General features: G+C 60.9%; 10 protein-coding genes and 1 pseudogene. 9 read left to right on the forward strand and 2 right to left on the reverse strand.

Features of this window, described 5'->3' with window-relative positions; genetic code table 11:
- Positions 1–98 precede the first annotated feature (98 nt).
- Positions 99–422 (reverse strand): annotated as a pseudogene (locus ASG67_RS16755) (transposase); the annotation flags it as partial.
- A 251-nt stretch (positions 423–673) separates the two neighbouring features.
- On the opposite strand from ASG67_RS16755, the gene ASG67_RS16760 reads away from it, so the two are divergent.
- From ASG67_RS16760 to ASG67_RS18575, 7 genes are all read left to right on the forward strand, one after another.
- The gene (locus ASG67_RS16760; RefSeq protein WP_082543620.1) at positions 674–1,345 is read left to right on the forward strand and encodes a TetR/AcrR family transcriptional regulator; all 672 of its coding nucleotides are present in this window, start codon (positions 674–676) and stop codon (positions 1,343–1,345) included.
- Positions 1,346–1,497: 152 nt separating this feature from the next.
- Entirely contained in the window at positions 1,498–3,825 is a 2,328-nt protein-coding gene (locus ASG67_RS16765; RefSeq protein ID WP_056532506.1) for a TonB-dependent receptor, read from the forward strand.
- Between the two features lie 3 nt (positions 3,826–3,828).
- Positions 3,829–5,172, forward strand: coding sequence for a spinster family MFS transporter (locus ASG67_RS16770; RefSeq protein ID WP_056532508.1), 1,344 nt, complete (start codon positions 3,829–3,831; stop codon positions 5,170–5,172).
- On the forward strand, positions 5,172–6,800 hold the full coding sequence (locus ASG67_RS16775) for a carboxylesterase/lipase family protein (RefSeq protein WP_056532513.1): 1,629 nt from the start codon (positions 5,172–5,174) through the stop codon (positions 6,798–6,800). The genes ASG67_RS16770 and ASG67_RS16775 overlap by 1 nt, the downstream gene beginning before the upstream one ends.
- Entirely contained in the window at positions 6,797–8,407 is a 1,611-nt protein-coding gene (locus tag ASG67_RS16780; protein ID WP_235535268.1) for an AMP-binding protein, read from the forward strand. Before ASG67_RS16775 ends, ASG67_RS16780 begins: the two co-directional genes overlap by 4 nt.
- 71 nt (positions 8,408–8,478) lie before the next feature.
- Positions 8,479–9,351 (forward strand): SDR family NAD(P)-dependent oxidoreductase, encoded by an 873-nt coding sequence (locus ASG67_RS16785; RefSeq protein WP_056532518.1) that lies wholly within the window; start codon positions 8,479–8,481, stop codon positions 9,349–9,351.
- 465 nt (positions 9,352–9,816) lie between these two features.
- On the forward strand, positions 9,817–11,061 hold the full coding sequence (locus ASG67_RS18575; protein WP_082543610.1) for a tyrosine-type recombinase/integrase: 1,245 nt from the start codon (positions 9,817–9,819) through the stop codon (positions 11,059–11,061).
- A gap of 35 nt (positions 11,062–11,096) precedes the next feature.
- On the opposite strand, the gene ASG67_RS19065 is transcribed toward ASG67_RS18575, so the two are convergent.
- The gene (locus tag ASG67_RS19065) at positions 11,097–11,675 is read right to left on the reverse strand and encodes a hypothetical protein (protein ID WP_156460893.1); all 579 of its coding nucleotides are present in this window, start codon (positions 11,673–11,675) and stop codon (positions 11,097–11,099) included.
- A 187-nt stretch (positions 11,676–11,862) separates the two neighbouring features.
- Here ASG67_RS19065 and ASG67_RS18580 point away from each other — a divergent pair, with 187 nt between their 5' ends.
- Both ASG67_RS18580 and ASG67_RS16795 read left to right on the forward strand, forming a co-directional pair.
- A complete protein-coding gene (locus ASG67_RS18580) occupies positions 11,863–12,111 on the forward strand; it encodes a helix-turn-helix transcriptional regulator (protein ID WP_082543611.1) in 249 nt (82 codons plus the stop codon).
- 129 nt (positions 12,112–12,240) lie between these two features.
- On the forward strand, positions 12,241–13,362 hold the full coding sequence (locus ASG67_RS16795; protein ID WP_056532522.1) for a hypothetical protein: 1,122 nt from the start codon (positions 12,241–12,243) through the stop codon (positions 13,360–13,362).
- The last annotated feature ends 238 nt before the right edge of the window (positions 13,363–13,600 follow it).

A 13,600-nucleotide genomic window follows, 5' to 3' on the forward strand; every position in this document is an offset into this window, starting at 1 on the left:
CTTGGCCAACGACCTCGCGTCGAAAGGCCGGATACGTTTTCGCAGACTGCTCAGAATATTAGACACAAACCGCTTGCCGACGGGGCGAGCCATACGTTAACCCGCAGGCTCGATGCCGTACGGTGTGCCTTGAGGTAGGTTGCGTCGATCATGACGGTCTTCGGGTCGGCGCTTGTGGCAGCCAACCCTTCCATCATCTGGAGAAAGATGCCCTTCTCTCCCCAGCGCTTCCACGGGTTGTACAGCGTCTTGTGCGGGCCGTAGTCCTTCGGGGCATCGCACCAGCGCAGCCCGTTACAGTTTACGAAAACGATGCCGCTCAACACCCGCCGATCATCGACCCGCGGCTTGCCGTGGCTCTTTGGGAAATATGGCCGCAGGCGCGCCATCTGCTCCTCTGTCAGCCAATACAGGTCGCTCATCCTCAGTCTCCTCACGGAGCCTGAATCAGATCGCGCTTCTCACATCAATGGGTCCTAACCCTAGATGCGAAACCAGGGTACCGTGATCGAAAGCGACAAGCCGCCGCCCGGCTTTGGCCAAGCCACCCCAACATCGTCTGCCTGGCAAATGCCATTTCTTGACGGCGGAGCGACATCCCTGACAGGGAGGTTGCGTGACGGAGACCAAGCCCATTAAGCGAGCCGGCCGGAAGGCTGAGCAGCGCGCCGAGATGATCGAGCAAATTCTCGACGTCGCCGAAGAACTTTTCTCAAAGCACGGCTTAAATGGGGTTACGTTGAATGACGTCGCGTTACGGGTTGGCGTTCACCGCACCTTATTGAGCTATTATTTCAAGGATAAAAAAGAGCTTTTTGACAAGGTCTTTGCTCGACGCGCGATCGTTACCAGCGAAACCCGTATGAGGGCGCTCGAGGACTATGAACGTACAAGTGGAACCAGTCCTACCGTGGAAGGTGCATTGCACGCCTTTCTTGATACGGACCTCGACCTTTATATCCAAGGCGGGGAGCGCTGGAAGAATTATGCTGCATTAGGCGCTCAAGTGGCGAACACCCCTGAATGGGGTGCAGACATGATGGACGAGTATTTTGATCCAGTAGTCCTTCGCCTGATAGAGATCCTGCAGCGCGCGATGCCTAAATGTTCGCGTGAAGATATCTTCTGGGGATATCACTTCGTGACTGGTTCACTGATGCTGACGCTTGCGCGCACCGGCCGCATCGACAAGCTGTCAGGGGGGCTATGCCGGTCGGATGACTTCGTTGCGGTCAAACAGCGCATGGCTCAGTTCATGGCCGCCGGCTTCCGCAGCATCTGCGACCGGCAAACCGGGGCGGCTGGCGCCAATAGCGAGGTCATCAAAACCGGCAACGGGGAATAACGCCACTTGATTTCCGCCAAATCCCACACGCGGAAACAAAGCATCATTTAATTCACTAACGCTCGCGATAGTGAATGTTGACATCCGGCTGCTGATGGTGTCATCTCCGCTCTAGGAACCGGCGCAACAGCCGGGCCGACTGGAGAGAGAGAATGCGGGGATTGCTGTACGCTTCAGCCGGGCTGGCTGCGCTCACGATCATGATTTCACCGGCAAACGCGCAGAGCGGTGCCGCTCCCAATCCCACCGATGCACCGCCGGAGACGACGTCTGATCAATCGGGGCAGACCAACCGCTCGGGCCGTGATCGCGATCGCCCGATGGCGGAGGGCAACGAGATCGTGGTCACCGCCACCCGGCGGGAGGAACGCATCCAGGACGTACCGATCAGCGTCACCGCGTTCCAGCAGGCCGAACTCAGCCGCAAGGGTATCGTTGGGTTCGAGGGCGTGGCACGGGAAACGCCCGGTGTCGTGCTGAACCGCCCCACGCAGAATTTTAACAACTTCACGGTGCGCGGCATCGCCACGAATGGATATGGCGCGAACCTGCAGAGCACGGTCGCGGTGTATCTGGACGAGTTGCCCGTCTCCACAATCGGCAACACCACTGTGGTCGATCCCAACCTGTTCGACGTTGAGCGGGTGGAATTCCTGCGCGGGCCGCAGGGGACACTGTTCGGATCGGGTTCGCTGTCAGGCGCTATGCGCATCCTGACCAAAAGCCCCGACCTCAACGACTTCGATACCTCGGCACTTGTTGATCTCGGCCTGACCGGATCGGATTCGTTCCGGCAGCGGTACAATGCGATGGTCAATGTGCCGTTGGTGACGGACAAGCTGGCGGTGCGCGCGGTGGGCTTCTACCGGCATGAGGAAGGGTATCTCGACAATGTCGGCACCGGCGTGCACAACTCGAACACGCTGGTCGATTATGGTGGCCGGGTCATTACCCTGTGGAAACCGACCGACCGGCTGTCGATCCGGCTGCTTGGTTCCTACGAAAACAGCGATCCCAAGGACTCGTCGCTCACCAGCCCGTCGCTTGGCCGCGAGAAGCGCGTGTCGGACCAGCCGGACCGGTTCACGGGCAAGCAGACGATCATCAACGGCACGATCGACTATGATTTTGACTTTGCGAAGCTGACCAGTTCCAGCACCTATTCGCGGTTCAAGCAGCGGTTCTATGCCGATCTAGCCAACACCTTCGGCGGCGCGATCGCGTTCGGTCTCGATGCCAACGGCTATGACAAGGTATTCGTCGAAGAGGCGCGGCTGACCTCCACCTTCGATGGTCCGCTGCAATTCGTCGTGGGCGGCTTCTATCTCAACCGTCGCCGCGACGTCGATTATTTCTATCGCTCGTCGCTGCCGTTCCTTCAGGCGCGCGGCATCACCGGGCTGACCGATCAATATTACCAGAAGCAATATACCTATCAGAACAGCTCGGAACTGGCCGGTTTTGGCGAGGTGAGCTACCGATTCTCGCCGCGTTTCTGGCTGACCGGGGGGCTGCGCTACGGCCGGATCACAGCACAGGGCTTCACCGAGGCGGGCGGCTACAATAGCAACTATTTTGTCGCAGCGCTGACCGGACGGCGCGGGCCGTTGACGCTGACGCCCTACACTGCCGTCACCGGCGTGAAGGCGAAGGGATCAAAACCTTCGTACAAGGCCAGCGCCAGCTTCAAGCCGGTCGACCACATCACCACCTATGCTACCTTCGCGACGGGGTATCGCGGCCCCGTGGTCAACGCCTTTGCCGGGCGGGTCAGCACGGTCAACGCCAACGATATCGTTATCCCCGCCGGCGCGTCGTCGGACGACCTGAAGAGTTACGAGGTGGGGGCCAAGGGCCGTTGGCTGGACGGACGGGTGACGATCAACGCGGCGGCCTACTGGATCGATTGGAGCAACATCCAGGTCCAGGCCAACCGCATCTCAGATTCGGTTCAGTTCGCGACCAATATCGGCGCGGCGCGCAGCAAGGGTTTCGAGGTGGAGATGGCGGTCATCCCGGCCACCGGCGTCACGCTGGGCCTGAACGTGGCCTATAACGATGCAAAGATCACCCGCCTGACCGCCGCCGAGGCCGCGATTTCCGGTGCGGTGCTGGGACACCGGCTCTCCGCCCCGCGCCTGCAGGGATCGTCGTTCCTGTCCTATGGCTTCGACATCGGCGCCGGCACGCGGGCGACCGCGGCGGTGAACGCCCAATATGTCGGATCGTACAATAGCTCGTTTCCCAACGTGCCGGGCAATCCCAACGTGCGGCTGCCCACGTTCGGCGAGACCGACGATTACGTGAATATGAACCTGACGCTGGGGGTCAGCCGTGGCGACTGGACCGGGCAATTATACGTCGAGAACCTGACCGACAATCATTCGGCCACCTACATCCACCCGGAAGCGTTTTTCGCCAGCCGTGTCGGCACGCTGCGGCCACGCACAATCGGCTTCCGCTTGGCCTATGGCATCTGAGTCATGGCGACCCGATCCCACCCGGCCGCCGCGCCGCCCCCCGCCGCTGCCGCTGCCGCTGCCGCGGGGCGCACCCCACCATCGGCGCGGCGGGCCTGGTTCGTCCTGGCGGTGCTGTGCTTCGTCTATGTGCTGAATTTCCTCGATCGGCAGCTGCTGGCGATCCTGGCCAAGCCGATCCGAGACGAGCTCGGGCTGACCCATGGGCAAATCGGGCTGATCAGCGGGCTGTATTTCGCGCTCTTCTATTGCATCATATCGGTGCCGGTCGCCTGGTTCGCGGATCGGACCAACCGGGTGCGGGTCGTGTCGCTCGCCTGCGGGTTGTGGAGCGCGGCGACGGCAGCCTGTGGGCTGGCCGGCAATTACGGTCAGCTGGCGACGGCACGCATGACGGTCGGGGTGGGCGAGGCCGGCGGGGTGCCGCCATCCTATGCCATCATCTCGGATTATTTCAGGCCCGGCACCCGGGGTACCGCGCTCGGCCTTTACAATCTGGGCCCGCCGATCGGCAACGCACTAGGCGTCGCGTTCGGTGCTTCGATCGCGGCGGCGTATAGCTGGCGCGATGCGTTCATGACGCTGGGTGTGGTCGGAATCGTGACGGCCGTGCTGGTCTTCCTCACCGTACGCGAACCGGTTCGCGGCGGGCTTGACGTGATAGACGTGGCCGCCCCTCCGACGGAGAAGGCGCCGTTCCTTGCGACTTGCCGCATGTTTTTTGCCCGCCCCGTTCTGCGGCTGACTGCGCTGGCAACCGGCGCGAACCAGTTCATCACCTATGCCACCGCCAATTTCACCACCCTTTTCCTGATGGAGGAGAAAGGGATGACGCTGCGCGAAGTGGCGGTGTGGTATGCGCTGCTCGTGCTCGTCTCGATGGGCGGTGGTATCTTCGTTTCGGGCCGGCTCGTCGACCGTTTCGCTGCGCGGAGCAAGCGCGCCTATGCGCTGATCCCCGCGGCTGCGCTGGTCGTCGCCGCGCCGTTCTTCGTCGGCTTCGTCGCAGCGCCGAGCTGGCAATGGGCGATGCTGTTGCTGATCCTGCCGATGGGGCTGAACTACTTCTATCTCTCGCCGGCCGTGGCGCTGGTGCAGGAGGAAGTTCGGCCGGGCCAGCGGGTCATGGCGGGCGCACTGCTGCTGCTCGTGATGAACATGATCGGGCTGGGCCTTGGCCCCACCTATCTGGGATTCGCCAGCGATGGGTTCAGGGCGGCCGGCTACGGCAACCCCTTGCAGATGGCGTTCTACACGATCGTTCCCTTCTTCGGCGTCGCCGTGCTGCTCTTCCTGGCGCTGGCCAGGGCGATCCGACGCGAACAGCAATCAATCGAGGTACGATAATGCGCACCATGTTCTTCGGCGTGGCGCTTGCCACGATGCTCGCGAGTGCGGCCCCCGCCGCCACCCGGCCAGTCGCCGCCACCCCCGCCGGCAGCCTGGAGGGGGAGAGCCAAGGCGAGCTCGACATCTTCCGCGGCATCCCCTTCGCCGCACCGCCGGTTGGCCCGTTGCGCTGGCGCCCGCCCGCCCCGGCGGCGGATTGGCAGGGCATTCGCCCGGCACGGGAATTCGGCGCGGCCTGCGTCCAGCCACTGCCGCGACCTGGCAGCATCTACGCCGATGCCCCGAAGCGGATGTCTGAGGACTGCCTGGTCCTGGACGTCTGGGCGCCGAAAAACCGCGGCAAGCTGCCCGTCCTGGTCTGGATCCATGGCGGCTCGCTGTTCGCGGGATATGGGCACGAGGCGATGTTCGACGGCGCTCGCCTAGCGCGTCAGGGCGTGATCGTCGTCACGATCAACTACCGGCTCGGTATCCTCGGCTACATGGCGCATCCCGGTCTCAGTGCCGAATCCGGTGACGGGGTGTCGGGCAATTACGGGTTGCTCGACCAGATCGCCGCGCTGCGCTGGGTCCGGCGCAACATCGCCGCGTTTGGGGGCGATGCCGGCAACGTGACGGTCGCTGGCGAATCCGCAGGCGCACTCAGCACGACCTATCTGATGGCGGCGCCGCCCGCACGGGGCCTCTTCCACAAGGCGATCGCACAAAGCGCCTATCTGGTGTCGATGCCAGCGCTGCGCACCGCGACGCACGGGATGCCGTCGGCGGAATCGGAGGGCGTCCGGCTGGCGACCGCGATGGGTGCCGCGGACGTCGCCGCCCTTCGCGCGATCCCGGCCGAGACGCTGGTGCAGAAGGCGACGGCGGCCGGATACATCCCGTGGGGCACGGTCGACGGCAAGACGTTGCCGCGGCAACTGGTCGACACGTTCGATCGCGGCGAACAGGCACCGGTGCCCGTCCTAGCCGGATTCAATGCAGGCGAAATCCGTTCGCTGCGATTCCTGCTGCCGCCGGCGCCGGCCAATGGTGCTGCCTATGAGGCGACCATCCGCGATCGCTACCGCGACCTGAGCGACGCTTTCCTGCGCCTCTACCCGTCCGGCGACATGGCTCAGAGCATGTTGGCGACCACGCGCGACGCGATGTACGGCTGGACCGCGACCCGGCTGGCGATCCGTCAGACCGCCGCCGGCCAGCGTTCCTATCTGTACTTCTTTGACCATGGCTATCCGGCCGCGGACGACAACGGGCTTCATGCCTTCCACGCGGCGGAGATCCCTTATGTGTTTGGCACCGCCGCCGACATGCCCCCCGCTTGGCCAAAGGTGCCGGATACCCCTCGCGAACGCGCGCTGTCGCGTATGATGACGGGTTATTGGGCGTCCTTCGCGCGCACCGGCACCCCGGTCGCTCCCGACGCGCCCGACTGGAAGCCCTATGGCGAGCAGGCGAACTTCATGGCCTTCGCGCAGGAGGCGCGTCCCGGCACATATCTGCTCCCAAATATGTATGCGCTTCACGAAGCTGCCACCTGTCGCCGTCGCGCCGCGGGCGATCAGCCGTGGAACTGGAACACAGGTGTCGCCTCCCCGGTCCTGGTGAAGGCAGCACCTTGCCAATGACCGACCAGCCGCTGAACGACGGCGCCATGCAGGACTTTCCGCTGACGCTGGACCGCTTCCTCAGCCACGCTGCCAAATGGCATCCTACGGCGGAGGTGGTCACGGCGGGGGCGGACGGCATCGGTGGCCGTGCCGGCTATGCGCAGATCGAGCAACGCGCCCACCAGATCTCGGCCTTGCTGGTCAATCTTGGCATGGGCATCGGCGACCGGGTTGCGACGCTGGCCTGGAATACCCGCGCGCATGTCGAGGTGTGGTACGCGATCATGGGCATCGGTGCTGCATGCCACACGCTAAATCCCCGGCTGACCGCCACACAACTGGCGACGATGATCAGGCAGTCCGGCGCGCGAATCCTGGTTGTCAGCGCCGATCTGTTGCCGCTGGCGCATGATCTGTCGGCGCAAGCCGGAACGGTCAACCAGCTGCTGGTCGTCGACGGTTCCATGACCGCCACGGCGTTTGGCACGATCGCAGTCGATGCGCTCGATGCGCTGCTGACCAGTGATCCGGCGGCGGTCACCTGGGGGCGGTTCGATGAACGCACGCCCTCTGGCCTCTGCTTCACCTCCGGCACCACAGGCGCGCCCAAGGGCGTCACCTATACGCATCGGTCCAGCTTCCTGCACACGCTGCGGATGCTCCAAGCGGACGTGATGGCGATCACGCGCCGCGATGCGGTGCTGGCAGCGGTACCGATGTTCCATGCCAATGCCTGGGGTTTGCCCTTCGCGGTGCCCGCGGTCGGCGGCAAGTTGGTGCTGCCGGGGCGTCATATCGACGGCGTCAGCCTTGCCCGCCTGATCCGGGACGAGGGGGTCACGATCGCGGTCGGCGTACCGACGGTGTGGCTGGGACTGGTGGATCATCTCGACATGGCGGGTGGTGACGTTCCGAGCCTAGACCGCATCATTGTGGGCGGAGCGCCGATGGCGCCAGCACTGATGGATCGGCTGGAACAGCGGCTGGGCGTCACCGTTCAGACCAGCTGGGGGATGACCGAACTCTCGCCCTCCGGCACCTTCGCCGTGCCGGGAGACGCGGCGCGATCGGCGGCGGCGGCGGGCCGACCAGCGATCGGCGTCGACCTGCTGCTCACCAATGCGGCCGGCGTCGCGCTACCCGACCAGCGCGACGTCGAGGGGCACCTGCGGGTGCGCGGCGCGGCGGTGATCGAACGCTATTTTGGCCATGACGACAGCGCGACCGACGATGCCGGCTGGTTTCCCACCGGCGATCTGGCCCGGATGGACGAAGGCGGCAATCTGTTCATCACGGGCCGCGCCAAGGACCTAATCAAATCCGGTGGCGAATGGATCAATCCCGCCGAGATCGAAGGCGTGGTCAGCGCCCTGCCCCAAGTCTCTCTTGCCGCCGTCATCGCGCGGCCAGACGTCCGCTGGGGAGAGCGCCCCGTGCTGGTCGTCGAACTGCGCGACGGGGGCGAAGACGTCAGCGATGAGGCGCTGCTGGGAGCGCTGCGCGGGCGGGTGGCGTCGTGGTGGATTCCCGACACCGTCGTCCGCCTGCCCGCCATGCCGCTGGCGCCAACCGGCAAGATCGACAAACTACGGCTTCGGGACGACATTGGTCGGGCGCTGACATAGTCATAGACCCTCCAAAATTCCTCAACAGAACCACGATCGACCGCGCCGCGTGCGCCGCAAAGGATATCGCCATGCATCTGAAGAACCGTACCGCCATCGTCACCGGCGCCGGTGGCGGACTAGGCCGCGCCCATGCCTTATTCCTCGCCCGTCAGGGTGCTCGCGTGGTGATCAACGACGTGTCGATCGCCAATGCAGAGGCCGTCGCCGCCGAGATCGAACGTGCGGGCGGCGAAGCCGTCGCCATCGCCGCATCAGTCACCGATGAAGCCGCCGTTGCTACCATGGTAACCCGGGTCTTGGACGAATGGGGCCGGATCGACATTCTTATCAACAACGCAGGTATGCTGCGCGACAAGAGCTTCGCCAAGATGACGATGGATGAGTTTCGGCAGGTCGTGGACGTCCACCTGTTTGGCGCCGCGATCTGTTCAAAGGCGGTGTGGGATTCGATGCGTAGCCAGCAATATGGCCGCATCGTGATGACGACATCGTCTTCCGGTCTCTACGGCAATTTTGGTCAGGCGAACTATGGCGCAGCCAAGATGGCCCTCGTCGGTCTGATGCAGACGCTTGCAATCGAGGGGGAGAGATACGGCATTCGCGTCAACGCGCTGGCCCCCACCGCAGCCACCCAGATGACCCAAGGCGTTCTTTCCGACGACAACCTGACGCGTCTTGATCCGGCGTTGGTCAGCCCCGGCCTATTGCAGCTTGTAGGTGACGCCGCACCAACGCGTGCCATCCTGTGCGCCGGGGCCGGACACTTCGCTGTCGCGAATATCACCCTGACCGACGGACTCTTCATCGGTGGCGGCGATCAAGCGGCCGATTTGCTGATCGAAAAGTGGAGCGATGTAACCGACTTTGCAGGTGCGGTAATACCAGAATACGGCTTCGTTCAGGCGGAGCGGGAAGTTGCTAGCGCAAAGAAAAATTGCTGAGGAGAGATACGCTGTTGCGCTCGCAACCGGCATCTGCTCGGGTCAGGACGTAGAGACGACCGTCCCGTCGCCAACAGATCCGCGTTACACGGCAGATCTACCAGCCAAGCAGGTGGGCTTGCCGTCACTGCAAAACACTATTTAGATAGCGCTTTCAAGCGCCGCTCGTCAACGACCGACGTCAAAACGATTAGCTCAGTGAGCCATAGCAAAAATTAAAGGGGGCGCGATGGGATCAACCCATCGCGCCCTATTTCCACTTCTCACAATCTGCTCTTCTAGCAGAAGGAAAATGGTGCGCCCGGAACGATTCGAACGTCCGACCCTCAGATTCGTAGTCTGATGCTCCATCCTCGCAAAATGAGCTTTGACGAGGGTTCGTCGTCCGTTGCGTAGTCCCACTTGCCCCCTGATACCCCCGATTGTACGCTGCGGTGATTGCTGAATGATTGCTAAGGAGGGGCTATGCCAAACGGCAAAATCACCAAACGATCAGTGGATGCCCTGCAACCAAAAGACCGAGACGAGTTCATGTGGGATACCGATTTGCGCGGTTTTGGAGTAAAAATAACCCCGAAAGGCACGAAGACCTACATAGTGCAGTATCGCATGGGAGGTCGTTCGACCGGTACATCGCGCTGGACGATCGGACAACACGGCGCGTGGAGCCCGAATTCAGCCCGTGAGGAAGCAGAACGAATCCTTAGAAAGGTCGGTAGCGGCACGGATCCACGCATCGAGGCAAACGACAAGGCTGCTGCTGATCAAGCACGAAAACTCGACAATATACGGTTTGATTTTGCTACATACGGCGAGCGATTCTTGGCGGAATATGGCAAGCAGAAATGGCGACCGCGGACCTATGCCTCGGCCGAGAGCAACATGCGTCGTTGGGTGTTTCCAACACTTGCGGGAAAGTCGTTACTGACGATCGAGCGCCGCGATGTGGTATCGATCTTTGACAGATTACCGAGCTCAAGCCCCGCCCTACCCCGGAGCATATTTGCGCTGGTTCGTAAGCTTTTCACCTGGGCCGTCGAGCGCGGCGACCTTGAGCGTTCACCGATCGAAGGTATGGGAAGCCCTGCTGCGGTCGCATCACGTGATCGCGTCCTTTCCGATCACGAACTGTCGTTGATTGCGGTATTCGCTGACGATCTTGGGGCTCCGTTCGCCGCGTTTTTTCGCCTGTTGATCGTGACAGGTCAACGGCGCGACGAGGTGGCAGGCATGTCATGGAGCGAAGTCGACCGCGATAGCTTGGAATGGGTCATTCCTGCCCGGCGATCGAAGAACGCAAAGGAACATACGGTCCCGCTAAACGACCTCGCCTTGATAGAATTAGACGGGTTGGCTGGGGGTAATAGCTGGCCCCACGCCGGCTTTGTTTTTACGACCACCGGCAAAACGCCAATCTCTGGTTATTCGAAGGCGAAGATGCGGCTCGATGGAATTGTCCAGCGTCACTCCATACGACCGATTAGCGCATGGCGGATTCATGATTTGCGGCGCACGTTCGCAACGGCCATGCAGCGTCTGAATGTACGATTTGAGGTAACTGAAGCCCTTTTGAACCACGTAAGCGGTTCGAAAAGCGGAACGGCGGGGGTATACCAACGGCATGATTGGAAGCCTGAAAAGCGTGTTGCGATGGATGCCTGGGCAGTCCATTTGCAAAAGCTCATCGCAAAATTGGCGGATTCAAGTTGATCAAGATAAAATGAAAGATATCATATTATACCTTTTTAATCATTTTTTATCTCCAGATCTGCTTTTACAGCGCGTTGGGCGCGACGGGTAATGCCTACAACCCATTTGGGAACTTGTTTATCCGGGCCTAGAAACATCCTTATTTTAGACATTCCACCACACATAGTTATGAAATGCTCAAGATAACTGCTGTGAATGTCTAAACCCTCAGCTAGTGCAAGAACTGGTGCCATCTTACTCCACTCAGCACTACTTACCGCCTCATATGTATCTGTGTAACGGATGAGCTTTATCACCCACACGAAAGCGTCATTGTTAGCGAGACGATGACTCGCTCCATACTGGTGCTCGACATACGCCTGCAACTCAGCCTGCATGCCCGCTTCTGCGTAGGCGTGACCCAACCGATATACCCAGCGGCGTAACACCGCATAAGGAACGTCGTTCGGCATTGTCGCGGCACCTCGGGTCGCACGTTGGTAGCGGGTTCCAACTAGATCAATGAGGCCGGCAAAATCGGCAAGGTCCGTTTCTCCGGGCCTGAGTTTCCGATACGCCGCTGCCTTCGCCCGGGCGCTTCTCATAAACCATTCATTACGGATCGGTTTTTGCAATGGCTTTTCCCCTAACTAAAACGTAGCCGGCGTAATTTCGAATTTTCGAAATTAGAACATACCTGATGACGCTGTTTGAGCACTCCAAGTTGCTGCTCGACCTCATTCGCGCGCAAAATCATGCAAGATGGGCTGTCTTGTAAAGCTGCCGGTCGGGACATTCCGAGCCTGACAGGAGCAATCTTCAATGGCAACTTCAGAAAACAAGGCCTCAATCCGTGATGACGGATCACCACGCTATCTCGACGAAAAACAACTAGCGCAGCGGTTGGGCTTGAGCGTTAAATTTCTTCGTCGCCGACGAGATCTTCGCCAAGCGCCGCAATACGCGAAATTCGGCAATCGCGTGCGCTATCCGATTGAGAGCGTCGAGGCATTCGAAGCAGCAGCACTCGAACTGGGATGCGGTGTTCGGCTCGCAACGACCCGTCCGTGAGGATGACAAACACGCCAAGCCATCATCCCTGGTAGCCTTAGTAATATACATAACCCGCACATGTTTATGGTCGTACGTGTATCCCCGATACTATCCGGGACCATCTGTGCGCATCTTTGGAGCTTTCCAATGCCCACGAAAATTCTTCCTCATCCCCACGCCGAGCGCGATAAAGCCAAGGCGAAGTTCGCAGAAATTGTTAAAAAAATTCGGGATCACCTGACGAGTTTTGACCTGGATGATCATGACCTCCAATATGGTTTAGGCTTGTTGGGAGTCGGCGCCCGCGCAGAGCGCCTGCTCTGGTCGGACATCTCAGCACGCAACATGGCGTCCAAGACCCTCGCCGCCTTGACGTCGTGCCATCAGGACGCCGCGCCGCAAGACCGCACCTATTATATGATCAGCTTTGTGGATGATTGTGGCACGACGTCAGACCGCACTCCCCACCTTGCGCTTGATCAGATGATCAAGAAGATGCGTCGTGCTTTGGCAAAGATGGACGTTAATGCGTTTGCCATGCTCGAGGTCCACCCGTTGATGAACTTTCCAGGGGGTGGGGCGGGTCGTTCCCTGCTGCTGGGTGCACATGCCATCGCCTGGACAGACATGCCTTTTGATCACGCCGCCGCTGTGAAGGAGTTGAATGCTTCGCCGGCATGGAACTGCGGTTTGGGAGCGGCACCCGTCCATATTGCTGTCATCGATCAAGGTTATGGCCATATGGAACGTGTCGCGCACTATCTCATGAAACAGACACTCAGCGCCAAAAACCTCATGCCAAGCCATTCTAAGCCTGGTCGCAACCGTATGATGGATACAAAAAAGGGGTATCGGGACGAGTTTGCATTGCGTCTGTTTGAGGGGCAGTCGCAAGTCGAGTTGATGAACGTGATGTTCGGCGTTGGTGAAGGCAGCGTCATTCGCCAAGCTCTCCGCTCGGCTCTCGTCAAATGGCATCACGCCCGTAAGGTCCCGGTCGTCGTGCCGAAGGACTTTGATGTCTGGGCGTTTTGGGGCCGCATACGAGCGAATCACGGCAGCCGTCTCTACCTGCCCTATCGCTTTGATGGTGGTGCATTCCGTCCCATTGCCGCGCTCACCGCGGTCACCAAGAAGCCACATCACGCTGCTGCCCAGCCATCCAAGATCGTCAAGCCTGCGATCACTAAGGAACGCTCCAAACGCCAGCTTTCGGAATTGCGCCCGAAAAAGGCTAAGCCGCCCCGGCCGTCTTACACGTCGGGCTGAGGGGGTTCCGGGCCGATCCGCCCTGATTAGCAAGTAGCCGTACCACGTTTCGCGCTGGCCTGGATGATGCCGTCGTCCAGGCCAGTGTCGTGTGGTTTGCAGCAAGCTCTATCCCGGCAATTCGCTATGCAAGTCGATCACGACGGTGTCACTTCCTCATAGCAGCCAGCACGGCGGAGCTGGCGCACAATCCCGTTGAACGCTGCAGTGACACCTTGCGCACGCCCTATTTCGTTCT

The organism is Sphingomonas sp. Leaf339 (assembly GCF_001426195.1).
In the GTDB taxonomy this organism is placed as follows: domain Bacteria; phylum Pseudomonadota; class Alphaproteobacteria; order Sphingomonadales; family Sphingomonadaceae; genus Sphingomonas.

Excerpts from the sequence above, each read along its gene's own strand:
- ASG67_RS16760 (WP_082543620.1), top strand. The coding sequence starts at position 674 with ATGATCGAGCAAATTCTCGACGTCGCCGAAGAACTTTTCTCAAAGCAC.
- ASG67_RS16765 (WP_056532506.1), top strand. The coding sequence starts at position 1,498 with ATGCGGGGATTGCTGTACGCTTCAGCCGGGCTGGCTGCGCTCACGATC.
- ASG67_RS16770 (WP_056532508.1), top strand. The coding sequence starts at position 3,829 with ATGGCGACCCGATCCCACCCGGCCGCCGCGCCGCCCCCCGCCGCTGCC.
- ASG67_RS16775 (WP_056532513.1), top strand. The coding sequence starts at position 5,172 with ATGCGCACCATGTTCTTCGGCGTGGCGCTTGCCACGATGCTCGCGAGT.
- ASG67_RS16780 (WP_235535268.1), top strand. The coding sequence starts at position 6,797 with ATGACCGACCAGCCGCTGAACGACGGCGCCATGCAGGACTTTCCGCTG.
- ASG67_RS16785 (WP_056532518.1), top strand. The coding sequence starts at position 8,479 with ATGCATCTGAAGAACCGTACCGCCATCGTCACCGGCGCCGGTGGCGGA.
- ASG67_RS18575 (WP_082543610.1), top strand. The coding sequence starts at position 9,817 with ATGCCAAACGGCAAAATCACCAAACGATCAGTGGATGCCCTGCAACCA.
- ASG67_RS18580 (WP_082543611.1), top strand. The coding sequence starts at position 11,863 with ATGGCAACTTCAGAAAACAAGGCCTCAATCCGTGATGACGGATCACCA.
- ASG67_RS16795 (WP_056532522.1), top strand. The coding sequence starts at position 12,241 with ATGCCCACGAAAATTCTTCCTCATCCCCACGCCGAGCGCGATAAAGCC.